Source organism: Candidatus Melainabacteria bacterium, assembly GCA_016193285.1.
In the GTDB taxonomy this organism is placed as follows: Bacteria; Cyanobacteriota; Vampirovibrionia; order 2-02-FULL-35-15; family 2-02-FULL-35-15; genus JACPSL01.
In genome coordinates, this window is sequence record JACPSL010000024.1 from 17,718 (window position 1) to 41,989 (window position 24,272).

General features: G+C 30.1%; 30 protein-coding genes. 19 read left to right on the plus strand and 11 right to left on the minus strand.

What is annotated here, in order from left to right; translation table 11 throughout:
* The first annotated feature begins 45 nt into the window (after nucleotides 1-45).
* The 5 genes from HYY52_04990 to HYY52_05010 are packed head-to-tail and all read left to right on the plus strand — an operon-like array spanning nucleotide 46 to nucleotide 2,696.
* On the plus strand, nucleotides 46-252 hold the full coding sequence (locus HYY52_04990; protein ID MBI2996043.1) for a hypothetical protein: 207 nt from the start codon (nucleotides 46-48) through the stop codon (nucleotides 250-252).
* 10 nt (nucleotides 253-262) lie between these two features.
* Entirely contained in the window at nucleotides 263-478 is a 216-nt protein-coding gene (locus HYY52_04995) for a hypothetical protein (protein ID MBI2996044.1), read from the plus strand.
* 54 nt (nucleotides 479-532) lie between these two features.
* The gene (gene recR / locus HYY52_05000; GenBank protein MBI2996045.1) at nucleotides 533-1,129 is read left to right on the plus strand and encodes a recombination protein RecR; all 597 of its coding nucleotides are present in this window, start codon (nucleotides 533-535) and stop codon (nucleotides 1,127-1,129) included.
* 15 nt (nucleotides 1,130-1,144) lie between these two features.
* Entirely contained in the window at nucleotides 1,145-1,981 is an 837-nt protein-coding gene (gene kdsA / locus HYY52_05005; GenBank protein ID MBI2996046.1) for a 3-deoxy-8-phosphooctulonate synthase, read from the plus strand.
* On the plus strand, nucleotides 1,962-2,696 hold the full coding sequence (locus HYY52_05010) for an ATP-binding cassette domain-containing protein (protein ID MBI2996047.1): 735 nt from the start codon (nucleotides 1,962-1,964) through the stop codon (nucleotides 2,694-2,696). The genes kdsA and HYY52_05010 overlap by 20 nt, the downstream gene beginning before the upstream one ends.
* Here HYY52_05010 and HYY52_05015 read toward each other — a convergent pair whose 3' ends face one another.
* Together HYY52_05015 and HYY52_05020 are read right to left on the minus strand one after the other, a co-directional pair.
* Nucleotides 2,697-3,353, minus strand: a complete 657-nt coding sequence (locus HYY52_05015; protein MBI2996048.1) for a ComF family protein — start codon at nucleotides 3,351-3,353, stop codon at nucleotides 2,697-2,699.
* 9 nt (nucleotides 3,354-3,362) lie between these two features.
* The gene (locus tag HYY52_05020) at nucleotides 3,363-3,971 is read right to left on the minus strand and encodes a hypothetical protein (protein MBI2996049.1); all 609 of its coding nucleotides are present in this window, start codon (nucleotides 3,969-3,971) and stop codon (nucleotides 3,363-3,365) included.
* A gap of 249 nt (nucleotides 3,972-4,220) precedes the next feature.
* Here HYY52_05020 and HYY52_05025 point away from each other — a divergent pair, with 249 nt between their 5' ends.
* The 7 genes from HYY52_05025 to HYY52_05055 all read left to right on the plus strand — a co-directional run bounded on the left by HYY52_05025 (nucleotide 4,221) and on the right by HYY52_05055 (nucleotide 9,955).
* Complete coding sequence (locus HYY52_05025) at nucleotides 4,221-4,610, plus strand: HU family DNA-binding protein (GenBank protein MBI2996050.1); 390 nt, start codon at nucleotides 4,221-4,223, stop codon at nucleotides 4,608-4,610.
* Nucleotides 4,611-4,715: 105 nt separating this feature from the next.
* Complete coding sequence (gene rpiB / locus HYY52_05030) at nucleotides 4,716-5,162, plus strand: ribose 5-phosphate isomerase B (GenBank protein MBI2996051.1); 447 nt, start codon at nucleotides 4,716-4,718, stop codon at nucleotides 5,160-5,162.
* A 3-nt stretch (nucleotides 5,163-5,165) separates the two neighbouring features.
* Nucleotides 5,166-6,086, plus strand: a complete 921-nt coding sequence (locus HYY52_05035) for an NAD-dependent epimerase/dehydratase family protein (protein ID MBI2996052.1) — start codon at nucleotides 5,166-5,168, stop codon at nucleotides 6,084-6,086.
* Nucleotides 6,083-6,655, plus strand: a complete 573-nt coding sequence (locus tag HYY52_05040) for a sugar transferase (GenBank protein ID MBI2996053.1) — start codon at nucleotides 6,083-6,085, stop codon at nucleotides 6,653-6,655. Before HYY52_05035 ends, HYY52_05040 begins: the two co-directional genes overlap by 4 nt.
* Nucleotides 6,645-7,436 carry a prolipoprotein diacylglyceryl transferase gene (gene lgt / locus HYY52_05045; GenBank protein MBI2996054.1) on the plus strand — a complete coding sequence of 264 codons (792 nt, stop codon included), beginning with the start codon at nucleotides 6,645-6,647 and terminating at the stop codon, nucleotides 7,434-7,436. The genes HYY52_05040 and lgt overlap by 11 nt, the downstream gene beginning before the upstream one ends.
* 284 nt (nucleotides 7,437-7,720) lie before the next feature.
* Nucleotides 7,721-8,644, plus strand: coding sequence for an ROK family protein (locus HYY52_05050; protein MBI2996055.1), 924 nt, complete (start codon nucleotides 7,721-7,723; stop codon nucleotides 8,642-8,644).
* A gap of 99 nt (nucleotides 8,645-8,743) precedes the next feature.
* On the plus strand, nucleotides 8,744-9,955 hold the full coding sequence (locus HYY52_05055; protein MBI2996056.1) for an ATP-binding protein: 1,212 nt from the start codon (nucleotides 8,744-8,746) through the stop codon (nucleotides 9,953-9,955).
* Nucleotides 9,956-10,075: 120 nt separating this feature from the next.
* Here the strand turns inward: HYY52_05055 and HYY52_05060 are convergent, their stop codons facing one another.
* Nucleotides 10,076-10,297, minus strand: a complete 222-nt coding sequence (locus HYY52_05060) for a hypothetical protein (GenBank protein MBI2996057.1) — start codon at nucleotides 10,295-10,297, stop codon at nucleotides 10,076-10,078.
* 145 nt (nucleotides 10,298-10,442) lie between these two features.
* Here HYY52_05060 and HYY52_05065 point away from each other — a divergent pair, with 145 nt between their 5' ends.
* From HYY52_05065 to HYY52_05085, 5 genes are all read left to right on the plus strand, one after another.
* Nucleotides 10,443-10,907: a hypothetical protein gene (locus HYY52_05065; GenBank protein MBI2996058.1), complete on the plus strand. Its 465-nt coding sequence runs from the start codon at nucleotides 10,443-10,445 to the stop codon at nucleotides 10,905-10,907.
* A gap of 11 nt (nucleotides 10,908-10,918) precedes the next feature.
* Nucleotides 10,919-11,143: a hypothetical protein gene (locus tag HYY52_05070; protein ID MBI2996059.1), complete on the plus strand. Its 225-nt coding sequence runs from the start codon at nucleotides 10,919-10,921 to the stop codon at nucleotides 11,141-11,143.
* The gene (locus HYY52_05075) at nucleotides 11,109-11,663 is read left to right on the plus strand and encodes a nucleotidyltransferase (GenBank protein MBI2996060.1); all 555 of its coding nucleotides are present in this window, start codon (nucleotides 11,109-11,111) and stop codon (nucleotides 11,661-11,663) included. Before HYY52_05070 ends, HYY52_05075 begins: the two co-directional genes overlap by 35 nt.
* Nucleotides 11,664-11,699: 36 nt before the next feature.
* A complete protein-coding gene (gene panB / locus HYY52_05080; GenBank protein MBI2996061.1) occupies nucleotides 11,700-12,530 on the plus strand; it encodes a 3-methyl-2-oxobutanoate hydroxymethyltransferase in 831 nt (276 codons plus the stop codon).
* Nucleotides 12,531-12,670: 140 nt separating this feature from the next.
* Entirely contained in the window at nucleotides 12,671-13,270 is a 600-nt protein-coding gene (locus HYY52_05085) for a CDP-alcohol phosphatidyltransferase family protein (protein MBI2996062.1), read from the plus strand.
* On the opposite strand, the gene HYY52_05090 is transcribed toward HYY52_05085, so the two are convergent.
* Together HYY52_05090 and HYY52_05095 are read right to left on the minus strand one after the other, a co-directional pair.
* Nucleotides 13,267-14,319 carry an ABC transporter permease gene (locus HYY52_05090; protein MBI2996063.1) on the minus strand — a complete coding sequence of 351 codons (1,053 nt, stop codon included), beginning with the start codon at nucleotides 14,317-14,319 and terminating at the stop codon, nucleotides 13,267-13,269. The two genes, HYY52_05085 and HYY52_05090, sit on opposite strands and share 4 nt — an antisense overlap.
* Nucleotides 14,320-14,325: 6 nt before the next feature.
* The gene (locus HYY52_05095) at nucleotides 14,326-15,645 is read right to left on the minus strand and encodes an ABC transporter permease (GenBank protein ID MBI2996064.1); all 1,320 of its coding nucleotides are present in this window, start codon (nucleotides 15,643-15,645) and stop codon (nucleotides 14,326-14,328) included.
* A gap of 393 nt (nucleotides 15,646-16,038) precedes the next feature.
* Between HYY52_05095 and HYY52_05100 the strand changes: the two genes are divergently transcribed.
* Nucleotides 16,039-16,221: a hypothetical protein gene (locus tag HYY52_05100; GenBank protein ID MBI2996065.1), complete on the plus strand. Its 183-nt coding sequence runs from the start codon at nucleotides 16,039-16,041 to the stop codon at nucleotides 16,219-16,221.
* Between the two features lie 208 nt (nucleotides 16,222-16,429).
* Here the strand turns inward: HYY52_05100 and HYY52_05105 are convergent, their stop codons facing one another.
* Both HYY52_05105 and gshA read right to left on the minus strand, forming a co-directional pair.
* A complete protein-coding gene (locus tag HYY52_05105) occupies nucleotides 16,430-17,419 on the minus strand; it encodes a polyprenyl synthetase family protein (protein ID MBI2996066.1) in 990 nt (329 codons plus the stop codon).
* Nucleotides 17,416-18,552, minus strand: coding sequence for a glutamate--cysteine ligase (gene gshA, locus HYY52_05110; protein ID MBI2996067.1), 1,137 nt, complete (start codon nucleotides 18,550-18,552; stop codon nucleotides 17,416-17,418). Before gshA ends, HYY52_05105 begins: the two co-directional genes overlap by 4 nt.
* Before the next feature lie 74 nt (nucleotides 18,553-18,626).
* On the opposite strand from gshA, the gene HYY52_05115 reads away from it, so the two are divergent.
* The gene (locus HYY52_05115; protein MBI2996068.1) at nucleotides 18,627-19,166 is read left to right on the plus strand and encodes a thioredoxin family protein; all 540 of its coding nucleotides are present in this window, start codon (nucleotides 18,627-18,629) and stop codon (nucleotides 19,164-19,166) included.
* Here HYY52_05115 and topA read toward each other — a convergent pair.
* The 4 genes from topA to rpsT all read right to left on the minus strand — a co-directional run bounded on the left by topA (nucleotide 19,141) and on the right by rpsT (nucleotide 24,256).
* Nucleotides 19,141-21,510, minus strand: a complete 2,370-nt coding sequence (gene topA / locus HYY52_05120; protein ID MBI2996069.1) for a type I DNA topoisomerase — start codon at nucleotides 21,508-21,510, stop codon at nucleotides 19,141-19,143. The genes HYY52_05115 and topA overlap by 26 nt on opposite strands.
* An 84-nt stretch (nucleotides 21,511-21,594) precedes the next feature.
* Nucleotides 21,595-22,545: a UDP-N-acetylmuramate dehydrogenase gene (gene murB, locus HYY52_05125; protein ID MBI2996070.1), complete on the minus strand. Its 951-nt coding sequence runs from the start codon at nucleotides 22,543-22,545 to the stop codon at nucleotides 21,595-21,597.
* A gap of 18 nt (nucleotides 22,546-22,563) precedes the next feature.
* Nucleotides 22,564-24,000, minus strand: coding sequence for a UDP-N-acetylmuramate--L-alanine ligase (gene murC, locus HYY52_05130; protein ID MBI2996071.1), 1,437 nt, complete (start codon nucleotides 23,998-24,000; stop codon nucleotides 22,564-22,566).
* Complete coding sequence (gene rpsT, locus HYY52_05135) at nucleotides 23,975-24,256, minus strand: 30S ribosomal protein S20 (GenBank protein ID MBI2996072.1); 282 nt, start codon at nucleotides 24,254-24,256, stop codon at nucleotides 23,975-23,977. The genes murC and rpsT overlap by 26 nt, the downstream gene beginning before the upstream one ends.
* Nucleotides 24,257-24,272: the final 16 nt, after the last annotated feature.

The window sequence follows — 24,272 nt, forward strand, 5'->3', positions numbered from 1 at the left end:
GTGCATATCTTGTATGAAACTTTCTATTTATGAGGGCTTGTGAATATGAAGATTCTAAATCATTTGCTTATTTTAGTCATTATTATATTTAGCTTTTTGCCATCACTTGCTCAAGAAGAAGATCCATGCAAGCAATATGGGTCTAGATATAGTTATGATGAGTGTAAAACAAGTCCTGATGGAGATGGTGTTTGTAATGATGATGAAGATGTTGTAGAAACTATTTGTTGTTGTAAACCTAAAAAGGCTTAAAAGGTAAACTATGAATTATAATAAAATGTTTTTTTTACTCTTTTTACTGGCAACTTTGTCTTTTAGCTTTTTACCTTTATATGCAGGTGAAGAAGAAGATAATCAGTGCAAAGACAGATGCGAAGCAAATAACCTTAAAAAAGAAACAGGTTATTCAACTTTAGATGGTTCATGTAAGGATGGTTTTCAAGTGATTGAATCAATTTGTTGTTGTGAAGCAAAGTAATGAATAAAAAATATCTTTCTTTTACCTTATAATAGTAGGGTAAGATTTGATAAGATGAAATACTCAAAACCCTTATTAAAATTGATTGAAGAATTTCAGAAATTTCCAAGCATAGGACCAAAGTCTGCTGAGAGAATGGCTTTCCATGTTTTAAATAGAGGTATTAATGAAATTGAGGAATTGTCAAAAGCAATTTTAGAAGCAAAAACTCAAATTAAAAAATGCAGCAATTGTCAAAATTTAAGTTCAAGTGATCCATGTGAAATATGTAAGAGTGAAACAAGAGATAAAACAATAATTTGTGTGATTCCTGAACCTAAAGATTTAATAGCTATAGAGAGAACTAATGTTTATAAAGGTTTGTATCATGTTCTTGGAGGACTAATTTCTCCTATTGATGGTATAGGACCTGAAGATTTATCTATTAAAGAACTTTTGTCTCGCGTTAGTAAGGATAATTTTCACGAAGTGATTCTAGCTTTGGATACAAGTACAGAAGGTGAAGCTACTACTTTATATTTACATAGAATTCTTGCACCAGTTTGTAAAAAAATTACAAGACTTGGTTTTGGATTACCTGCAGGATCTGAACTTGAATATGCTGATGAACTTACTTTAGCAAGAGCATTGGAAAGTAGGACAGAATTGTAAGGTATCATTAATATCATGAAAATTGTGAAATTAAAAAATATTTCATGGGGTAGTGGAGAGTCATTACCACTTATTGCGGGTCCTTGTGTTATTGAAAGTAAAGAAGTTGTTTTTAAAACTGCTGAAAAATTAAAAACAATATGTGAAAAACTTAAGCTCCCTTTTATATTTAAATCTTCTTATGATAAAGCAAATCGTACTTCAATAGATAGTTTTCGAGGTCGTGGTATTGAAAAAGGCCTTGAGATTTTAAAAGAAGTAAAAAAAGAGTTTGATATTTTTGTTTTATCTGATGTTCATGAAATCAGTGAAATTAATTTAGTAAAAGATGTTCTTGACATTATCCAAATACCTGCATTCTTAAGCCGTCAAACCAATTTAATAGTTGAAGCTGCAAAAACAGGAAAAGTCATAAACATAAAAAAGGGACAATTTTTAGCACCTGATGATGTCTTAAACATTGTAAAAAAAGCATATGCTGCTCATAATGAAAATATTTTAATTACTGAAAGAGGTACTTCTTTTGGTTATCATAATTTAGTTGTAGATATGAGAAGCTTTGAAATTATTCATAAGTATGGTGTTCCTGTAATTTTTGATTCTACTCACTCTGTTCAGTTACCAGGTGGTGCTGGTACTGAATCTTCAGGGCAAAGAGAATTTGTACCAGTTCTTTTGCGGGCTGCTGTAGCTGCTGGTTGTGATGGGATTTTTATGGAAACACATCCAGAGCCTGATATGGCATTGAGTGATGGACCAAACATGGTACCCTTGGATAAGGTTGAGGATTTACTTAAAGAAGCTTTAAGAATTAGAGAAGCAATAATTAAGAATAGCTGTGTTGTCATCTGAATCAATAGTTGAAGTAAAGAATTTAACTAAATATTTTGGTAAGAAAAATGTTTTAGACAATATTAGTTTTAATGTTTATCAAAATGAAATTTTGTTAATAATTGGGTTTTCTGGAACTGGAAAATCTACTTTGTTGAGATTAATTTGTGGGCTTGAAGAATCAGATTCAGGAAGTATTGTTCTTAAAACAACTCATTTAGGAATGGTTTTTCAGCAAGCTGCCTTGTTTGATTCTATGACTGTGTTTGATAATGTAGCTTTTCCACTTGCAAACAAGAGAAAAAAGCTACCTGGGGATTTAGTAAAAAGTAAAGTTCTTGAAAAATTAAAGCTAGTTGGTTTGGCTGGAGCTGAACATTTAAGACCTGATGAATTGTCAGGTGGAATGAAAAAAAGAGTAAGTTTTGCAAGGGCAATAATTAATGATCCAGAAATTATCCTTTATGATGAACCAACAGGTGGATTAGATCCAGTTGCTTCAACTGTAATAGTTGACTATATTTTAAAGCTTCAAAAAGAGTTAAATACTTCTAGTGTTTTAGTTACACATAATTTAAACATTGTAAAGAGGATTCAAGGTAGGGTAATACTTTTGTATGATTCTAAAATTGCCTGGGAAGGTTTATCATCTGAATTGTTTGAAAGTAACAATCCTTTTGCTAAACAATTTAGAGAAGGTACTGTACAAGGACCAATGACAGTCATTAAAGCCTAGTTAGTTATAAGTGTCTCCAGAAGCAACTGTTAGCCCAGTTAAATTTACGTTTGGATATTTACTGTGAATTGTTCTAGCAATTTCACACATTGTGCTGCCTGAGGTAAGGATATCATCAATAATTATTATTTTATTTATATCTGTAAGTTCTTCAGTAACTTCAAATGCATTTTTTATATTTTCTTTTCTTTGATGAAGATTGGTCATGCTATTCATAAAAGATGTTTCTTTCTCTCTTGCTATTAGATTGTCTGAAAAAGGGAAACCTTGTCTTGCTGAAAAATATTTTCCAATTAAACTTGCCTGACAATATCCTCTTTCTTTAATTCTTTTTTTATGTGATGGAACTGGAATTACAAGACAGTTATTTTTGTCTTGTTGAATGTTATTCCAAAAATCTGAAAGCTTTTCTGCAAAATATTTTGCAAGTTTCTTCTTGCCTGTTTTAAGGTTTATAATTCCATCTCTTAGTTTTCCTTCATAGTATGCCCAGCTAAAAACTAAGATTTCGTTGAAATGTTTTAAGTAGTTTTCTTCTCTCTTTAAAATACTGGTTTCACATGAGTAGCACACATTTAGATTTTTTGCTGATTCATTACAAATTAAACAAGCATTTTCATACAATAAGTCAGTAACCAGGCTAAACAAGTTTTTCATATATGGTAATTACTCAGATGGTGAGATTCTCTTAAGTAAGAGAAATAAAGAATCAATTTCAAGAGAAAATGCCAGGGTAATTTCCTTACCAATATTAAGAAGATAGCCATAGTCATTGTTTCTCAGCCTATAACCCTCTTGAATTAGATTTACCAAGATATCTGGCTTTATTTGATTTTTCTTTATGGTGTTAATCAGACTGGTAAAACTTTCAGTTAGGCTTAAAACCTCATCTTCTGAAGTCTTATAGACAAAGTCATGTATCATCATTGAACCTGCTTCTTTACTTTTATATGAAAATAAGTAAATTTCGAGTTCTTTTTTTAATAAGTCATAGACCTGGGGTTGTAACTCTTCTAGTTCTTTAGAGCTTAAACCTAGTGCAGATGGTCTGTGTATGTTATCCAGGCTAGTATTGTTGATTTTAGTTATAAGCCCGAACGCAATGTGAGAATTGTCATACGAACTAACGACCTTTACAGTAGAGCCCTGGGAGAGGCTTATAGCATGCTTTTGATTTTTACTGGTTATAATTCCTTTATAGCATTGGGCTATAACTAGTTCATTGCTTGAAGAAATAACCTCGCCAATAGGGTCTGCAAGTACTTTTGAAGACATGGTGACCATAAACAAATAGTGTAACAGATTTAATACTAATATGCACAAATGTTGACAAGTGCTCTTGACGAAGCAGGTTTTCTTTGACATACTTCAATGTTGGTAATTGGATGTCCCAATTAAACCCTGATAAATAAAGGCTTTGTAAAGTTTTTATTAATAAGGGAGGCCAGAAAAAGGCTTACTAAGATACTTTTAAGTAGCCTTGATAATGGCCTACCAAAATAAATGTCAAATAAGGAGGATCTAATGAACAAATCGGAATTAGTTGATGCAGTATCAAGAGCAACTGGTTTATCAAAAGCAGATGTTGATCGTGCTTTAAAAGGTACTATCTATAATATTTCTGCTGCTCTTGCCCGAGGTGAAAAGGTAACGTTTGTTGGTTTTGGAACTTTTGAAAGAAGGAACAGAAAAGCTCGCATGGGAGTTAATCCACAAGATCCAACACAAAAAATTCAAATTCCTGCAAAGAAAGCTCCAGCTTTTTCACCAGGTTCTGAATTAAAGTCAGCTGTTGCTACAGGAAGATTACCAAAATTAACTTTAGTAGCAAAAGCTCCTTCAGTAATGGCTTCTGGAAGATCAAAATCATGGTCTACAAAATCCAAGAAGTCAAGTAAGAAGAGAGGCAGATAAAGTTAATTTGCAAAATAAAAAAGCGAGGTATTTTAAGTAAAGATACCTCGTTTTTTATTTGAGATAAAATAAGACTGGTTCCTACTTTGTGAGGTAAATGTAAACATGGAAGATAAAAAAATTGCAATTGGCGCAGATCATGCAGGATTTGAATTAAAAGAAAAAATTAAAAAGACACTTGAATCAATGGAATACCAAATTATTGATTTTGGTACTAATTCTACTGACGCAGTTGATTACCCATTAATTGCTAAAGCACTTGCTACTTCTGTATCAAATAAAAACCAAAACAGAGGAATACTTGTTTGTGGTACAGGCATAGGCATGTCAATTGCTGCAAATAAAATAAAGGGAATAATTGCAACACATTGTTATGATTTAGAGACTGCTAAGCTTTCAAGAGAACACAACAATTCAAACATTCTAACTTTAGGCGGAAGAATAACTGATCATGAACTTGCAAAAGAGATTGTAAAAATCTGGCTAGAAACAAAATTTGAAGGTGGCAGGCATCAAAGACGAATACAAGAGATTAGAGAATTAGAAAAATAACACATGAGGCAAAAAATACTAATCACAGGTGGCGCAGGTTTTATAGGATCTCATTTAAAAAAAAGTTTAATAGATAATGATTTTCAGGTTTTAAGTATTGGAAGAAATACAAACGAAGATATTCAGGTTGATTTTTGTAGGGTTGAGGTTACCCCAACTCTACAAAATGTAATAGAAAAATTTTCTCCTGATGTAGTGTTTCATCTTGCAAGTGGTTCAAATATTTCAAGAGCAGATGAAAATAAAGAAAAAGAATTTAATGATACAGTTCTAAGTACAGAATACTTAGTTGAAGCTTTATCTAAACTAAAGTCAAATCCTTTCTTTGTATATCTTTCAAGCCAAGCTGTATATGGCATCCCTAAAGCTTTGCCAGTCCTTGAAACTCATCTAACTTGCCCAACTACTATTTACGGAAAGTACAAATTAGAAACTGAAAATATTATTTCTCAAAGTAAGCTGAAGTATTTAATATTTAGAGCATCAAGCATTTATGGAGCAAATCAAAATCCCTTAAAATCCGGAGTAATTGCAAAGTTTGTAAGTAGAATAAAAAATAATCAAAGTCCAACTGTCTATAACAGCACAGATTCTTTTTCTGACTTTATTTATATAAATGATGTCGTAAGTGTGCTTGTAAAGATCCTTGAAAATGATTTTCTTGAAAAAAATAAAAACAAAATTTTTAATCTTGGTTCTGGAACACCTACTACTTTAAATCAAGTTCTTGAAATTTTATATTCTTACTTCCCACAAGCTCCAAACTTTAAATTAGAAACAAGTACTTTATATTTAAATAAAGAAATAAAAGGTTTATATCTAGATATTGCTAAGCTAAACAAATTACTTAATTGGTTTCCCAAATTTAGTATTCAAGATGGATTAAAAGATATGCTTGCAGCAAATAGTAAGATTACTGTATGAACTTGGTTTTAAAAAGAATAATGGATATCTTATTAAGTTTAATTGGAATTATATTTCTTTTGCCAGTGTGGATTATTATTTCTACTTTTATTAAGCTTGATTCAAAAGGCCCGATATTTTATGTACACAAAAGAATAGGTAAAAGCGGAAAAGAATTTAATTGCATTAAGTTTAGATCCATGCATGTTAATTCTAATCCCCATAAATTAGTTGATAATGAACTAGATAGTAGAGTAACAAAAGTTGGTTATTTCTTAAGAAAAACAAGTTTAGATGAAACAGTACAACTTGTTAATGTTTTATTAGGCGATATGGCAATAGTAGGACCAAGACCATCTTTGCCTTCGCAAGTTAGAGAGTTTAAAAAAAATGATTATGACAAGCTTCTAGTAAAGCCTGGTTTAACAGGCTGGACTCAAGTAAATGGAAGGAATTCAATTCCTTATAAGAAGCGCTTAGAGCTTGACTCATGGTATGCAAAAAATTGGAATATCTTATTAGATTTAAAAATCTTACTAAAGACAATTTTTGTTGTCTTTAAGCAAGAAGGTATATATGATGTTAAATAACTTACCAGTTATTACTTTAAGTTCTCCAGGTCCGATTGCATTTCAGTTTTTTAATTTATCAATAAGATGGTATGGTATTTTTATTGCTCTGGGTTTTTTAATTGGTTATTTTATAGCAGAAACATTAGCAAAGAAAAACAATTTAAACTTAAATAGTTTTAGTAATTTAATTTTTTTTATTTTAATTTTTAGCATAATCTTTGCAAGACTATATTTTGTATTTTTAAGTTGGGATTATTTTAAATCCCACATTAATGAAATTCCAAAAATATGGCTAGGCGGACAATCTATTCATGGCGGAATTTTAGGTGCTGTTATTGGAGCGTTAATTTATTCTAAAATTAGTAAAATATCTTTTTACAAATACATAGATATAATTGCTGTAGCTGCTCCTTTAGGACAAGCAATTGGCAGATGGGGTAACTTTTTTAATAATGAAGCATTTGGAAAACCTGCCTATGATTGGATTATTAGACTATATATTCCTTTTGAATTTAGACCAGAACAATTTTTAAATGTAGAATATTTTCATCCTGCTTTTTTATACGAATCATTTTTTGATCTTTTAATTTTTATTTTTTTATACAATAAATATTTTACCTGGAAAGAAAAACCAGGAAAGATCTTTTGGACATATCTTTTATGTTATTCAGTTATAAGATTTTTTCTGGAATTTTTGAGGGTAGATAGCCTTTATATCTTTGGTAATATTCCAGTAGCGCAGGTAGTTAGTGTATTAGTTCTTGTTCTAGCTCTAGTATTTTTATTAAGGAGTAAGTAATTTAGCTTTTCTTTTTTTGCTTTTCTTGTTGTTTTTTTTGGTCATATAGCATAAACCCAAACATGATAATTAAAGATGAAATAAATATTACAAAGGTCATTACTCCCATAAATTCATAGTTCATTTATTTCTTCTCCTCAATAAACTTATACCCTATACACATTGATATTATACTGACCTTTCAAAACCATGTAACCGTAGGTTACATTGATCAAAATTAATAAACATTTAATAATTAATGGATCTTATAATTGTCATATTCCAGCAGTTTTAATTTGGTATATATGAAAAAATCAGAATTAAAAAAAACAATTATGGGTGTAGATATTGGCGGGACAAAAATAGCCTCGGCATTAGTTTCTAGTGGAAAGTTAGTAACTCCTGTTTATAGTGTAAGCACACCTCACGGGATAAAAATATTAAACGTAATTAGTAATTTTTATAAAAAGTTTTCTAAAAAATATCTTTTAGCTGGAATTGGAATTTCAACAGCCGGCATGGTAAGTGATAATGGAAGAATAGTTGGTTCAACTGGAAATATTCCTGGCTGGCAAGGTACAAAAGTAAAAGAATTTCTTCAACAAAAATACAGACTACCTGTAGTTGTTGAAAATGATGCAAATGCAGCCGCTTATGCAGAATATCAAATTGGTTCAGCACGTGGTGCAAATCCTCTTCTTATGATTACTTTAGGAACTGGAGTTGGTGGAGGAGTTGTAGTAAATGGAAGATTAGTAAGAGGAGCTCATTTTGCAGGTGGCGAGATTGGGCACATAAAACTAAGTTATACAAAACAAAGACTTTGCACATGTGGAAGATATGATTGTTTAGAAGCATATGCATCTGGAAATGGACTCCTTGCACTTATAAAACATTATTTTCCAGATAGTTACAAAAAAATTAGTACAAGAGATTTATTTAAATTAGCCACAGCAAAAAACAAGAATAGTATTTTAGCAATTAGGATAATCGAAGACTGGCATTTTTATATTTCTCTTGGAATATGTAATTTATTTCAGGTATTTGATCCTGAAAAAATAATTTTGTCCGGAGGATTGTCTAGTAAAATAAATCTTAAATATCTAACTAAAGAAATTAGCAAACAAGTTTTGCCAGCTCTTGTAAAATCTATTCATGTTGAAAAAAGTATATTAGGCAATGATGCAGGCTTATTAGGTGCTGCATTACTTGCAAGTCAGAGCTTGTGAGAGTTAATGCTTTTAGTGGCATCTTTATATTAAGAATGGCTAATTTAGACAGATATCTAAACTAGCCATGGCTTTTTTAAGGTATACTATAAATTAGCCATGATAGAAAGATTCGTTAAGAATATCTTTACTTCAAAAGATTTCAGCAAACAAATGAGATTTCTTGCTGGGCCTAGGCGTTCTGGTAAGACATTTATAGCTAAGCATTTCTTGAATACAGTTAATTGTGAGAATTTATACTATAACTGGGATATAAAAAACATAAGACAAAAATATATTAAAGATCAAGATTTTTATCTTAATGATATTAATAGAGGCAAAAAAAATATTTGGATTTGCTTTGATGAGATTCATAAAGTTAAAAAATGGAAAAACATTTTAAAAGAGCATTTTGATAAAAATGAAGACAAGAATATAAAAACAATTGTTACTGGAAGTGCAAGGCTAGATCTTTTTAGAAAAGCTGGTGATAGTTTAGCAGGCAGATATTTTCTGTTTCATTTGTATCCATTAATACTTTCTGAGGTATCAAAGAGGAAAAGTATAGTTAATGACTTAAACTTAACAGCAGAAGATTTTATTAAAAAATGGCTGGAGCGAGATTCAAATCAAGATGAATTTGAAACACTGTTTAAATTTAGTGGGTTTCCAGAGCCTTTGATTAGTGGAAAAGAAACATTTCATAATAAATGGAAAGATGACTATATAGAAAAACTTATATATGAAGATTTAAGGGAAATTTCACAAATAAAAGATTTAGATAAAATAGCTGAACTGATTTTAACTCTACCAAGTAAAGTAGGAAGTCTTTTATCTATAAATTCTTTAAAAGAGGATTTGGAAATAAGTTTTGAAACAGTAAAGAACCATTTAAGAGCACTTGAACTTATTTATGTTTTGTTTTTTATTAAGCCATACACAAAAAAAATATCAAGAACAATAAAGAAAGAAAGTAAAGTTTATTTTTTTGACTGGACTAGGGTTAATAGCCCTGGTGTAAGGTTTGAAAATTATGTTGCATGTGAATTAAAAGCTTTAGTCACACTATGGTCTGATGCAGGATATGGGAAAGCAGATATTTTTTTTGTAAGAACAAAAGATGGGAAAGAAAGTGACTTTCTTATTATAAAAGACAATAAACCTTGGATTCTTTTCGAAGTAAAGTTGTCCTCACAGGAAATAGAAAACCACCATTTTAATCTTGTTAAAAATCTTGGGAACATACCAATTGTGCAAATAGTATTAGAAAAAAACCTGCTTAAAAAGATAAGTGATAGGGCATTTATAGTTTCAGCAGATAGATTTTTTTAAATTTAAAACATAATGTCAGCAAGAATGAGGTCTTAGAAATCCTTTTCAACAATGATGCAGGCTTATTAGGTGCTGCATTACTTGCAAGTCAGAGTTTGTGAGAGTTATATAATTTCAATCTTACTCTTCACTAAGACTTTCTAGTTGACCTAACCCTTTTCTGGTTCTTGTTAAATAAGCAAGATATTTTTCAGTACCTAAAGTTTGTAATGCCCTTTGTTCATCTTGGTCAAACACAGACTTTGTATCACCCCCTGCTTCGAGGGTTTTTATTTGAACATCTAACCTTTGGGCCAATCTTTGTAAATGTGGTGGTACTTTTTCTGAAATTCTTAGTGTCATTTGTTAACTTAACTTAATTACATTACCTACTTTTACTGTATTGCAATTAAGTGCCTTAACTAACTTTAGCTCTATGAAAAAAAATTAATCACATTAATACTCGTTTTTGTATATGATTTTTTACAAACTTGGGTATATCAAATTCATGAATCGGGTAGAACCTGCATATCAAAATAATAAGAGCTGGGCCATTGCAAATAAGAAAAAAGGATTTAATGCAACTGCTTGTGCTCTTGGTTCTACTGCTATTAGTTGTGTAAAAACTTTTACTGAAAAAGATTCTTCTTTAAATTGGATTCTTGATATTGGACAAAAAACACTAGACGCACTTAGAAATCTTGAACAATATTTACTCTATAAAAGAGATGATGATGATTTAGATTTTGATAAAAGAAATAGACCAATTGCAGGAAACGTAGATCAGCTTGCATGTGCTTATGAAACAAAAGTAAATCCAATTGCAGTACCTCTTGCTTCAGTTATTGGTGGAAAAACAGGAGAAGCATATAACACTATTTCAAATTGGCTTAGTTCAATGTGGTGGAGAGTAAGACCGGCTTGCGGAGAATTGCAGTGTGGTATATTTACATTAAGAAGAACAGAAACTTAGAAACTGAATATATGATTAGAAACTATAAAAAATATAAGGAGTTTGAAGATTCATTAATAGCAAATGAGAAAGCAGATTTTGAGAAAAATCAAAAATTATATGAATGGATGTATAATGAAGCAGTTCAGTTAAAGGTAATCCCTCTAAAAAATCCTCTTGAAGGAATAGATACAGATATAAGAATTGCAAAACTTTTAAATAGTGTTTCAAAACCTCCTAAAAAAGCTAGCTACTGAGTTTGAAAAATCTAATATCCCTTACATGGTTATTGGTGGACAAGCAGTTCTCCTGTATGGGGAGCCTAGATTTACAAAAGACATAGACATTACACTTGGAGTGAGTGTTGAAAAATTAGATAGCATAATTAAAATTGCAAGCAGCCTGGAATTAAAAATACTTCCTGATAATCCTAGAAAATTTGTAGAAGAGCTAATGGTCTTGCCAGTAATAGATGGAACAAGTGGAATTAGAATTGATTTGATTTTTTCATTCTCACCATATGAACAAGAAGCAATTAAAAGAGCAAATAAAATTAATATATCAGGCACGTCTGTCAACTTTGCGTCAATAGAAGATCTAATTATTCACAAAGTTATAGCAGGAAGAGAAAGAGATATTGAAGATATAAGTAATATAATTTTGAAAAATTCAAATTTTGATAAGAATTATATTTCAAGATGGTTAAGAGAGTTTGACCTTTCCTTAAATGAATCATTTACAGAAAAGTTTACAAGCATGACGAAAAAGCATTGTTAACTAATTTACACTTATCATGTAAAATTAATACTGCCCATGCCTACTACAATTCATACAATTAAAGAATATAAAAAACAAAATAAAAAAATAGTAGCTTTAACTGCTTATGACTACAGTACTGCAAAGGCTTTAGATAAAGCAGGAGTAGATATTATTCTTGTTGGAGATAGCTTGGCTCAAGTAGCTCTTGGTCACAAAAAGACACTTTCAGTAACAATGGATGAAATGTTACATCATGCTAAAGCTGTAACTAGAGGTGTTGAAAATGCACTTGTTGTTGTTGACATGCCTTTTTTAAGTTATCAAGTTAGTAGGAAAGAAGCAGTTATAAACGCAGGAAGATGTCTGCAAGTTGGAGCTAATGCTGTTAAGTTAGAAGGTGCATCAAAAGGAATTTTACAAACCATAGAAAAAATGATTTCCATTGGTATACCAGTTTTAGGACATATAGGATTTACTCCACAATCAATTAATACTTTAGGTGGAAATAAAGTTCAAGGGAAAAATGCTGACTCTGCAAAAGATCTTTTAAAGCAAGCTAAAGATTTACAAGATATTGGTTGTTTTGCAATTGTGTTGGAATTAATGTCATCTGAAACTACAGAAATAATTACAGAAGCTTTAAGTATTCCTACAATAGGCATTGGAGCTGGTTCAAGATGTGATGGTCAAATTTTAGTAACAGATGATTTAATTGGTAAGTATACAGATTTTAAACCAAGCTTTGTAAGACGATATGCTGAAGTTGGAAAAGAAATTGAAAACGCAGTTAAAAATTTTGTTTATGATGTTCAACATGGGAAATATCCTGGTATAAATGAAACTTTCTTTATGAATGAATATGAAAGTGAAAAGTTAAAAAGATAGATAAACAAAAAATAAAATCTGCAATAAAGCAAAAAGACGGCTGGTGGGCATCAATTTTTAGCGGACAACTTGCAAATATTCTTCTTATTTTTATAAGTGATATAAAGTGGATTACTCCTAACTGTGTTACTACTTCTTCTTTGTTTTTATGTTTAATTACATGTGCTTTTATTGCAACAGGAATCCCAGTCTTTTTAATTATTGGTGCTGTGTTAATTCAATTAGTTTTTATTTTAGATTGTTTAGATGGTCAATTAGCTAGATATAGAAATGAATCAAGCAATTTTGGAGCGTGGTACGACAGAGTAACAGACAGAGTAAAAGATTTTTTAATTTATTTTTCAATTGCATGGGGACATTATAGAGTTTATGAAGACTGGAAAATATGGCCTCTTGCAATGGCTAGCTTGTTTTTTGTTTATTTGTTTGATTACTATGTGAATCAGGATATAAAACTAGAATCTAGACTACAGACCAGAGACCAGAGACCAGAGACCAGAAAAAGGTCTATAGTCTATAGTCTATGGTCTATGGTCTTAAACAAGATTTTCTCTTTAGGCGAAAGAATCTACAAATCAATTCCAATACTCCAGTTTCACATCGGCGAGCAATATTTATTAATTTCTTTATTCTTATTTTTTAACCAAACAAGACTTTTGTGTTATTTAATTATTTTACTTGGAATGTTTTATTCAATTTATTGGCCTCTTGCAAAGTATTATGGGAGGAAGCCAAATTAACTCCTAGGATCTAAAATATCTCTAAGTTTATCCCCAACTAAGTTAAAACAAAGCACAGAAACAAAAATACAAGCTGCTGGTAAAAGTAATATCCATGGGCGAAGTAACATGTTAGAAAGTTCTTTTCCTTCAGCTAAAATATTTCCCCAACTTGGATCTGGCTGAGTTATTCCCATACCTAAAAAACTTAATGCACTTTCACCAATAATAAATCCAGGAATTGATAATGTTGCTGCAATTATTATGTAACTTGTTGTTTGTGGAATAATATGTTTAATTATAATCTTTAAATCATTTATTCCTATTGCTTTTGCAGCCAGGATGTATTCTTCTTCTTTAATTGACAAAACCTGTCCACGTATTACTCTACTAAGCCCTGCCCAGCTTACAAAAGATAAAATAATTGTAATTAATAAAAATCTTTGTGAGTTAGAAATATTTGTTGGCAGGATGCTTGCTAAAACAACTATTAAATAAAAATAAGGAAGGCTCATTATTGCTTCTGCAATTCTCATCATAAAGTTGTCAATCGCACCACCAAAATAACCTGATACCCCGCCATATAAAAGACCAAGCGGGAAAACAATTAAAAGCCCCACAAAGCCAATTGTCAAGCTTGGTTTGCCACCATGAAGAATTCTAGAAAAAATATCTCTCCCATTTCTGTCTGTTCCAAAAAGATATATTCTTTGTTCACCGTTTGTTCCAAACAAGTGAACTGAACAAGGAATTAAATTAAGAATTTTATATTCTTCTCCTTTTACAAAAAACTTAATAAAATATTTTGTATTTTTATCTTCAATAATTTTTTTTGTAAAAGTTTCTTCATTAAATGTAGAAGTTGTTTTATATATAAAAGGAGAAAATATCATCCCACTTTCAAGAAAATATATTTTTGAAGGAGGCAAATAACTTCCTTTTGGATTTCTTGTATTTGGATTATAAGGAGAAATAAAATCAGACAAGATTATTAACAAATATAGAGTTGTTATTACAATTAAACTTATTTTTGCAATTTTATCTTTTAAAATTTTTTCTAATATGATCATTTGTTTTTAATTCTCAAACTTAATTCTTGGATCAGCAAATTTTAAAAGCAAGTCTGCAATTAAATTACCAGCTATAAGCATCGTAGCTCCCATCATTAAAGTAACCATAGTTAGATTTATATCCATTTTTCTTGCAGCTTCAAGGGTAAGTGCTCCAAGACCTGGATATGCAAGTATTGTTTCAGTTAAAGCTGCACCACTAAGTAAAGCTCCAAATTCAAAACCAAAAATTGTAATTAATGGATTTATAGCATTTCTCAGAGCATGTTTATAGATAACCATATTTTGAGGCAAGCCTTTTGCAATTGCTGTTTTAATATATTCTTGTCTAAGTACATCAAGTAAATTAGCCCTCATTTGTCTTTGTAGACCACTAATAGAAACCAGTGTAAGTATAGTTGTAGGTAAAATTAAGTGTTTAATTAGATCAAATATTTTTTCAAATAAGTTCATCTCATAAAAACTAACACTTGTAAGTCCACCTATAGGAAGGACTTGACTATTTAATGCAAAAAGCAATCCTAAAACAGCAAGAATAAATGTTGGGGTAGACATGCTGCATGAAGTGAGAATTGCTAAAAATTTATCTATAAATTTATTTCTGTTAAGTGCAGCCCATATTCCAAGAGGAATTGCAATAAACCATGTTGAAAAAAGAGTACATAAACTAAGTAAAAGAGTATTGATTACTGGTTTTTGAATTACCTTGCTTACGGATTGATTTTGTTGGGTAACTCCTAAATCCCCATGAAATAATCCTTTTAACCAGAGTAAATATTGAATATGCCAAGGTTCATTTAATCCTAATCTTTTTTCTTCTAATTTAAGAACTTCTGTACTTATTGCAGGATTAAATCTAAGTTCAGCTAATGGATCTCCAGATTTTAATACTACTGATTTTATTGGAATATTTACTGGATATTTAAAACCAAAGTTAGACGACACCACGATAAGAGATATAAACATTACAATATAAGGCAAGTAAAATGATTTGCTTACAAATGATTGGACCCAGTACAAGAATAAAAATAAGCTAAGAAGTATAAAACTTAATATAAATGGAAATGGAAGTATTTCAAAAGAAGATAAATAATAAGAAAAACTAATTAAACTAATTAAACTAATAAATCCAAGAAAGTACCAGTTTTTTATCTTTGTTAAGAGATAAAACAAAAAAAATGAAATCAAAATAAGACTTAATAATGATAAATTAATATTTCTAATAGTTATATTTAATCGTATGATTGAAAAACTTATTACTGAAATTACAAGAAGCAAAGGAATACTTGATAAAATTCTTTTAAGCACATAGACAGGAAGGCTCATAAGCATTTATTATAACTATCAGTCCTGTCAGCCCTGTGAAAAAATAAACATGCCTACATACCCTAGAGATAGCATAAATAAAATAAGATATGAGGTTACCTCGCCCCTACATGGCGATGATTTTGACTTACTTTTTGAAAACAGTAACAGAACTAGAAATGAAGATTATATAAAGGTATATCATTTTTATTATTTTTTAGGAGTATGTTTATTTGTAGCAATATTGATATTTATTTTTCAAACATTTAAAAATAAGGAAGCAAGTTCATCGCTAGTTAACTCTTTTGTTCTTGAAAATAATAATGGTGATATTGAGGCTGACAAATTAGATGAAGAAGTAGGCAGAATAAAGATGGAAGATATTGAACAGTGGGTACAAGATGACAGTCAGCAATTAGCTCTCAGCAATCAGCAATCAGCAGTCAGCCCTTCAATCTCAAAACCTCGAAACCTTGTAACCTCAAAACCTCGAAACCTTGTAACCTCAAAACCTCGAAACCTTGTAACCTCAAAACCTCGAAACCTTGTAACCTCAAAACCTCGAAACCTTGTAACCTCAAAACCTCAAATGCCTAAATTAGTAGACATTCCTACTGCACCAAAAGCTGATGAGATAATGCTTAGACCAGTGGTAGGAATAGAGTAGTTTTTAATTCTCAATTCTCATCTTCAGACCAATATTTGATTGTATCGATTATAGTAGACATAAAACTATATTAGACATCGATTATACCCAACACGTATAAATAATAACATTTCATGAAATGCTGAAATCATTAAAGATTTATTCTGACAAAGCTGTAATACAATCAGCTGCCTTTATTAAATGAGTTTTTATGTTTATATCAGTTACAAAAGAAAGATTTTCTTTTGCTTTGTCAATATATTCAATGGCTGCTTCTTTTGCTTTTTCGCATCCACCAAGTTCAAAAATTAGTTTAATTGCTTTATCAAAATCACTACCAGAGCTAAATCTATTTTCTATTAAGAGCTTAATTTGTTTTGCTCTTTCATTTGTACTGTTTAATGCAAATAGTGTAGGAGCTGTAATTATCCCTTGCTTTAAATCAGTTCCAACTTCTTTTCCTATTTTTTTACTTGAACTAGTAAAATCTAAAATATCATCTACTATTTGAAATGCAATTCCAAAGTTCTTTCCAAAGCTTTCAGCCTCTTTAATTATTTTAGATGTTTGATTGTTTAAAATAGCTGAAGATGTACATGCTGCTGCAAATAAGCTGGCTGTTTTAGTAGTAGATTTTTCTATGTACTTTTCCCAAGAAATATTAGGATTAAATAAATATGAATATTGCTCGATTTCACCATCGCAAAGATCACTTAATACTTTCGCATAAATTTTTACAATTTCTGTATTTTCTAATACTCCTAGTCTTATTGAAGCTTGAGCAAATAAAAAATCTCCAGTAATGACTGAAAGTTTATCATTCCAGATGTTGTTTATTGTTTCCCTGCCTCTTCGTAATCTCGCAGAGTCTATTATGTCGTCATGAATAAGGCTTGCTGTATGAATTAGTTCAGTTAACTCTGCTAAGATTAAATGTTTATTTGTAATATAACCTGTTGCTTTTGCAATCAATAAACACAATGCAGGTCTTATTCTTTTTCCACCTGCTTGGAAAATATACTGGATAATTTCTAAGAGAGTTTTACTTTTAGCTGGAAGTTTTTTAGATAAGTTTTCTTCTATGATATTAAGTTCATTCTCAATATTATTTACAAAGTCTGGTGTTGTTTTTTCTAAAGCTTGTTTCATTTAATTTTATTGTAGTACCTTAAATCCATATTTTTAAATTGTTGGATAAAATATTGCATTGTTGTATCAATTGATTTTTTATTTTTATAAGTTACTAAAAATTCTGTAGATTCATTTCCTTTTTCTAAGATATTAGTTATTAAATTATAATGTTTTAAAACATCAATTTTTTTTGCTATATCTTTATTTTCTTTATATAAAGACTCAATTATTTTAGAAGCTTCATTACTACGTTCATTGCGCCAATCCCAGATTTTTGCTTTAAGCCCGTCTTTAGCAACTAGCTCTTCTTGCTTATCAAGAATTTCAACAAGCTTGTTTAACTCTGATTTTGTTTTATTTAAAACCTTAGGCCATGTTTCTTTAATTAAATATCTTTGAATTATAGATTCAATGAAACTAACTATTGCTAAAATTTTTTTTGTATCACTTACTAAATCACAAATTCTTATTTCTATTCTATTTAACTTATAAGGTCTGTTAGGTCCATTTGGTCTTATGCTTGTCCAAAGATGTCTAATGTTATACATCTCTTTGTTAGCAAGTTGTTTATTTATCCAGCTTATATAACTTTTGTGGTTTGTAAAAAATGGGACAAATGTTGGTGTTTTTGGAAAACTATGCCATCTGTAAGATTGAAAACCAGTTAGTTTCCCATCATGGAAACAAGATGATGCACTTAAAGCAAGAAAAAGAGGAGTATCTAATCTTAAAGCACATAACAATTTAAAAAGAGTATCATAATTTTCAATTCCTATATTTATATGAAGGCTTGTAGTAATAATTCTGTGTTTATATGTATTAAAAATAAATTTATAATACGGTTCATTTAAATTGGAAGAATAAAAACATTTATCAAAATGAAGTGGTATGGCACTTCCAGGGATTAATATTAAATTATCTAATTTGTTTAAATAATTTCTCACTTTAATTCTTGGTGTAATGATCTCTTTAAATAAATCATTGTAATCTGTACATGGCTTTGTAATATATTCAAAATTTCTCTCGTCAGGCTCTTGTGAGATATAGCTAAACTTATCTTTTAATTTAGAAGACAACGGAAGAACATTTCCATCCTTAGTTCCAGCAAATAATTCAACTTCAATCCCTTTTTTTAGTAGTCTGTATGGCACATGTCATATGATGTCATATATGTAAAAATATTACTACTTCCATATCTTGCTATACTTTTTAAGTAATAAATCTAATGAAGCAAATGAAATCCTATAAAAAAAAATTGTACATTTTATCTTGTGTAATCCTTGCACTATTTTTATCTGGATGTAAAGGAAAAAAACTTACTACAGTTATTGATGACTTACCTGAGTCAGCTCTTCTTACTGAAATTAAAACCACACTTGAAAACAAGATGCCTTTAGTTGTTTCATTTACAGCAGAATGGTGTCCACATTGCAGGCAATATAAGCCAGTATTTTTTGAAGTTAAAAAAAATTATGAAGAAACTACTAACAATGTTGCTTTTTTTAATATTGATGTAGAAGATCAAAATGGTTCTTTAATATCCAGCAGGTTTCATGTTAAAGGTATACCAACTACTGCTTTTATAAGACCAGATGGTTCAGTTTATAAAATGCATGTTGGAGAACTGGATAATGAGGGATTAAATGAAATTATTAAAGGCTTGCTTAAAAGTAAAAGAAAAAAAAGAAGAGAACCAATTGCTCCTTTTCCAATTGAGCCTCAAGAAGTAAAAGAAGAAATTATTGAACCTGAACCTGTTCAGTAGATTTCTTCCTTTGACTTCCATATTTTGTAAGTTCTTCTTGTGACGGGTCTTTTTGATATTTGCATTCTTTGTTTGAGCAAATTATTTGTGTAATTCTTGAAGTCTCTTTAAAGGTAAGTATTGAGTTACATTCAGGGCAGTATGATGATATTGGCCTGAACCAAAAAGCAGAATTGCATTTAGTCTTTGACCACATTGAACAACCATAAAATATTTTTCCAGCTCTGGATCTCTTTTCAATTAGCTCTCCTCCACATCCTTCTCTTAGACATTTGATCCCTATTGTTTTAAGGAAAGTTGCTCTGTGCTTACATTCTTCGTTTGTACATTGTAAGTATTCACCATAAGGACCATGTTTAATGATCATTGTACTTTTGCATTTTGAACATTTTTCATTGGATTCTCTGTCCTCTTTGTATGGTACTCCATCTTTATTCAAATTAATTACTGTTTTACACTCTGGATAATCTGAACATCCTAAAAATGGTCCAAAACGTCCCCCTCGTAAGAGCATTGGTTTTCCACATTTAGGACAATTGTATTCTGATTTAATTTCAACCTTTAAAAGCTCAGATTGTGCTTTTTTTAATGTTTCACTAAAACCTACATAAAAATCTGAAATCATTTTATTCCACTTTTGCTTAGCTTCTTCAATTTTATCCAGGCTTAATTCCATTTCTGCAGTAAAGTCATAGTCAACATATTTAGGGAAATGATTGATTAGTAACTCAGTAACTATAAGTCCTAGTTTTGTAGGAGCTAGTGCTTTTTTATCCAGCTTGTGAACATATTTCCTGTCTAAAATTGTACTTATGGTATTAGCAAAAGTACTTGGCCTTCCTATGCCAAGTTCTTCAAGTTTTTTTACTAAACTTGCTTCATTAAATCTACTTGGAGGTTCTGTAAAATGTTGCTTTGGGTTAATAGACTTTGGAATAAGTTTATCACCTGCTTTTAAATCAGGTAATTGAGTAATCTCTTCATCTAAAAGCAGATCTTTTTTGTTTTCTTCTTCCTCTTCATCTCCATAATTTGATTCGAATGCCCTTAAGAATCCATCAAATATTATTTCAGTTGCTGTTACATGAAATAATCCCTTTCCTGCTTTAATTTTAACTACTGTTGTTAAAAGTTCTGCTTGTGCCATTTGACTTGAAAGAAATCTTTCCCAAATTATTTTGTAAGCTTTTATTTGATCAGAATTTAAATATTTTTTTAATGTTTCAGGAGTTCTAAAAATACTAGTAGGTCTTATGGCTTCGTGAGCATCTTGTATGTTTTGTTTTTTTTGTTTATACATTCTTGGTTCTTCTGGATAGTATTTATTGTTATATTTTTCTAATATAAATTTTTTTGCTTCTTCCCTTGATTCATTTGAAATCCTAGTACTATCTGTTCTCATATAAGTAATTAATCCAACAGGTCCTTCATCTCCAATTTCAATACCTTCATAAAGTTCTTGAGAAATTTTCATAGTTTTTTTTACTGTAAAATCAAATATATTTGCACAAGCTCTTTGTAAAGTACTGGTAATAAAGGGAGGGAGAGGAGTTTTTTTATAAATTTTTGTTTCAATATTGCTGACTACAAAATCTGCTTTTTTTAACTCATAAACAATTTCATTTACATCTTTTTCTGATTTTATGATTAGTGATGATTTTATTTCTTTGCTCTTAGGAGTTGATATAGTTTTTCCATCCCATTTATAAAGATTTGCCGAAAGTAAGATTTTGTCTTTTTCAATTTCTGCATGAATAGACCAGTATTCTTCTTTTTTAAATGCATTTATTTCTTTTTCTCTTTCTACTACAAGTCTTAGTGCTACGCTTTGTACTCTTCCTGCTGATTTTGCACCAACTTTTCTCCAGAGAAGTGGACTTATCTTATAGCCAACAAGCCTGTCTAAAATCCTTCTTGCTTGTTGTGCTTCAACTAAATCCATATTTATTTTTCTGGGGTGCTTAATTGCATTTTTTACTGCATCTTTTGTAATTTCATTACATTCAATTCTTACAGTCTTATCTGGCTTGCCTAAAATTTCAGAAAGATGCCAAGCAATTGCTTCTCCTTCCCGATCAGGATCTGGAGCAAGATAAATCTTAATTGCTTTTTTTGCTAATTCTTTTAATTCTTTAACTACTTTAGATTTTATTTCTAGTATTTCATAAATAGGTTCAAAATTGTTTTTAATGTCTACCCCTAATCCTCTTTCTGGAAGATCTCTTATGTGTCCTATACTTGCTTTTACTAAGTAATCTTTACCTAAAAACTTATTAAAGGTTTTTACTTTACCTGGTGATTCTACAATTATAAGTGATTTATTTAATTTATCTTGTGATTTCATTTTTTGTTTTACTTTTCTAAAACCTTATTCCTCATAACTAAAATAAAATAACATATCAAGGATTAACATATGTTTAAAAAATGATTACATGTTATTTGTAATAATAAATGAATTACTAGAAGAACTATCTGAAATTGTCCAAATAGATGCTTCTTGTTCACTAAAAACTCCAAGTGGTTTTATTTCTGGTTTTAATAATACATTATATTTTTCAAGTACTTTTTCCTGCATTTTACTAATCAACTTGCAAATATCTTGTGATCTAGCATCACCCAAATTAATTATAAAGTTTGCATGAATAGAAGAAACCTGAGCAGAGCCAACCTTCCAGTCCTTTGCACCAATTGAGTCTAGAATTTTTCCTGCAGACATGTTTAATTCAATTGGGTTTCTAAAAATACATCCTGCACTTGGTTCTTTTATTGGTTGTGATTTTTGTCTCGCAATGTTATTTTCTTTCATTCTTGATCTGATTGCAGCTTCAGTATCTTGTGTCATTCTAAATTTTGCACAAAGTACAATTTGTTCATTTGTATTGATTGTAGATGTTCTATAACCAAACTTTATATCTTTAGGAGTAAGAATTTCTATTTTCCAGTTTTTTAAATTTAATATTGTAACTGTTTCTAGTATTTGATTTGTGCTAAAACCATGTGCTCCTGCATTCATTACTACTGCACCGCCTACTGATCCTGGTATGCCTTCAAAGAATTCCATGCCAGAAAGCCCTAGTTTTGCTGCATAAGCTGCTAATCTTGGTAATCGTGTACCAGCTCCACATAGTATTAAATCTGTACCAAGCTTTTCTATAAAGTTTAGTCCAGTGGTACAAATCACAGTTGCTGGAATATCTAAAGAAGAAGCAAGAACATTTGAACCAGCTCCTAACAATATCCATGGTTCATTATTATTAAAAAGTGAATTTATAAATTCAATTAATTCATGGGTAGTTGTTGGGAAACAAATTCTTTTAACAACACCACCAACTTTCATTGTAGTAAAGTTTGATAATTCAATATTTTCTAATGTTTTCACTTTTATTTGTTTGTATCTTTAGTATTTATTTTGTGCTACTTGTTCCCTTTTATGTAATCCTAGTAATTTTTGACCAATCTCTGTAATATTACCAGCTCCCATTATAAGAATTAAATCATTTGGTTTAATAATTTTTTTTAGAGAGTCTGTGATTTCATTAATATTTCCTGGCAAATAGTTAATATTTGGTTTATTGATTTCTTGGATTAATTTTTCACTTGATATGTTATTAATGTTCTTACCCCTTGCTATATATATATCTGTTACAAAGGTAATGCTCTCTTCACTTTTTAATATCTTTATGAACTCATTCCATAAATCTTTTAATCTTCTTGGCTGATGGGGTTGTAAAACAATGATAAGTCTTTTAGGATTCAATGATTTTGCTGCTTTTATTGTCTCGTGAATTTCAGTGGGGTGATGAGCATAATCATCAATAATTGTAATTTCTTTATTAGATATGATTTGAAATCTTCTTTTAACACCTTTGTAATTTTCAAGTGACTCTTTTATTTTTTCAGGACTTATACCTATTAAATAACAAACTGAAAATGTAGCAAGAGCATTTAGAATATAGTGTTCACCTGGATATTTAAGCTGCATTGATGTTAAGAAATTCTCTTTTAAGTAAATATCCCAGCTTTTAGTTGTGGCATTGTATTTTGTACTTATTTTTGGTGCATTGTTTTCAGAACAAAAGCCATATGAAATTAATTTTGGATTATCTAAGTCAAAATTGTTTGTAATAAGTTCTTTTGTGGTTTTGTCAGACAAGCAAAAAACCAATCCTTTATTTAAAACTGATTTTTTTGCAAATTCAAGAAATGAATTTTTTATTTCTTCAAAACCATGAGGAAAATTCTCTAAATGATCAGGTTCAATATTTGTAATGACTCCAATTTCAGGATTCCCTTTAAGAAGGCTTTTATCACTTTCATCAGCTTCAATAACAAAATATTCTCCACTATCTGTAATTATATTTGTATTTTTGGCAAGGAGTATTCCTCCTAAAACTACAGATGGGGAAAAATTGTTTTTTAAAAGTACTTCTGCAACCATTGCAGTTGTTGTAGTTTTTCCATGTGTGCCTGAAATTGAAATTAATTTTTTTGAAGAAGTAAAGTATTCAAGTAAATCTGCTCTGTGGAGAATAAGCTTGTTGTTTTCTTTTGCCCATTTAAGTTCTTCGTTTATATTTTCTATAGCTGTAGAGTAAATCACAATATCTGGATTTATTTTTTTTATGTTTTCTTTACTATGAGGGCTCCAAATATCTTTAATGCCTTCTGTTATGAGGGTTGAAATTAGCTCTGAGTATTCTCTGTCAGAACCAGATATTAAAGTTGAAACTTCTTTAAAGGAATATCTTGCAAGGGCACTCATTCCAATGCCGCCTATTCCAATAAAGTGGATTTTTTTATTTTTAAGATTATGATTTAACGTTTTTCGATTCAAGCATTTTTAACCACTTAGAGATTCTTGACTTTTTGTGAGCAGCATTTTTAAGATGAAGTATACCTTTAGAAGTAGCTCTGTCAATTACTGCAAAAGCTTTATTTGCAGTAGCTTTTGCTGAACTCTCATCATTTTTTGATACAAAGTGGTTAACTTTTTTAATCAAAGTTTTTATCTCTGATATTTTTGTTTGGTTCCTAAGTCTATTTCTTTCAGAAGTTTTTACTCTTTTAATTGCTGATTTTAATCTTGGCATAAATTTAATTAATAAT

What these genes read in the sequence shown, in the direction of transcription:
- HYY52_05020 (MBI2996049.1), bottom strand. Translation starts at nt 3,971, where the DNA reads ATGTCTTCAAAAGTACTTGCAGACCCTATTGGCGAGGTTATTTCTTCA.
- HYY52_05040 (MBI2996053.1), top strand. Translation starts at nt 6,083, where the DNA reads ATGAACTTGGTTTTAAAAAGAATAATGGATATCTTATTAAGTTTAATT.
- HYY52_05055 (MBI2996056.1), top strand. Translation starts at nt 8,744, where the DNA reads ATGATAGAAAGATTCGTTAAGAATATCTTTACTTCAAAAGATTTCAGC.
- topA (MBI2996069.1), bottom strand. Translation starts at nt 21,510, where the DNA reads ATGAAATCACAAGATAAATTAAATAAATCACTTATAATTGTAGAATCA.
- HYY52_05115 (MBI2996068.1), top strand. Translation starts at nt 18,627, where the DNA reads ATGAAGCAAATGAAATCCTATAAAAAAAAATTGTACATTTTATCTTGT.
- kdsA (MBI2996046.1), top strand. Translation starts at nt 1,145, where the DNA reads ATGAAAATTGTGAAATTAAAAAATATTTCATGGGGTAGTGGAGAGTCA.
- HYY52_05025 (MBI2996050.1), top strand. Translation starts at nt 4,221, where the DNA reads ATGAACAAATCGGAATTAGTTGATGCAGTATCAAGAGCAACTGGTTTA.
- panB (MBI2996061.1), top strand. Translation starts at nt 11,700, where the DNA reads ATGCCTACTACAATTCATACAATTAAAGAATATAAAAAACAAAATAAA.
- HYY52_05090 (MBI2996063.1), bottom strand. Translation starts at nt 14,319, where the DNA reads ATGATCATATTAGAAAAAATTTTAAAAGATAAAATTGCAAAAATAAGT.
- rpiB (MBI2996051.1), top strand. Translation starts at nt 4,716, where the DNA reads ATGGAAGATAAAAAAATTGCAATTGGCGCAGATCATGCAGGATTTGAA.
- HYY52_04990 (MBI2996043.1), top strand. Translation starts at nt 46, where the DNA reads ATGAAGATTCTAAATCATTTGCTTATTTTAGTCATTATTATATTTAGC.
- lgt (MBI2996054.1), top strand. Translation starts at nt 6,645, where the DNA reads ATGTTAAATAACTTACCAGTTATTACTTTAAGTTCTCCAGGTCCGATT.
- HYY52_05050 (MBI2996055.1), top strand. Translation starts at nt 7,721, where the DNA reads ATGAAAAAATCAGAATTAAAAAAAACAATTATGGGTGTAGATATTGGC.
- HYY52_05095 (MBI2996064.1), bottom strand. Translation starts at nt 15,645, where the DNA reads ATGAGCCTTCCTGTCTATGTGCTTAAAAGAATTTTATCAAGTATTCCT.
- rpsT (MBI2996072.1), bottom strand. Translation starts at nt 24,256, where the DNA reads ATGCCAAGATTAAAATCAGCAATTAAAAGAGTAAAAACTTCTGAAAGA.
- HYY52_05065 (MBI2996058.1), top strand. Translation starts at nt 10,443, where the DNA reads ATGAATCGGGTAGAACCTGCATATCAAAATAATAAGAGCTGGGCCATT.
- HYY52_04995 (MBI2996044.1), top strand. Translation starts at nt 263, where the DNA reads ATGAATTATAATAAAATGTTTTTTTTACTCTTTTTACTGGCAACTTTG.
- HYY52_05035 (MBI2996052.1), top strand. Translation starts at nt 5,166, where the DNA reads ATGAGGCAAAAAATACTAATCACAGGTGGCGCAGGTTTTATAGGATCT.
- HYY52_05105 (MBI2996066.1), bottom strand. Translation starts at nt 17,419, where the DNA reads ATGAAACAAGCTTTAGAAAAAACAACACCAGACTTTGTAAATAATATT.
- HYY52_05070 (MBI2996059.1), top strand. Translation starts at nt 10,919, where the DNA reads ATGATTAGAAACTATAAAAAATATAAGGAGTTTGAAGATTCATTAATA.
- HYY52_05060 (MBI2996057.1), bottom strand. Translation starts at nt 10,297, where the DNA reads ATGACACTAAGAATTTCAGAAAAAGTACCACCACATTTACAAAGATTG.
- HYY52_05015 (MBI2996048.1), bottom strand. Translation starts at nt 3,353, where the DNA reads ATGAAAAACTTGTTTAGCCTGGTTACTGACTTATTGTATGAAAATGCT.
- recR (MBI2996045.1), top strand. Translation starts at nt 533, where the DNA reads ATGAAATACTCAAAACCCTTATTAAAATTGATTGAAGAATTTCAGAAA.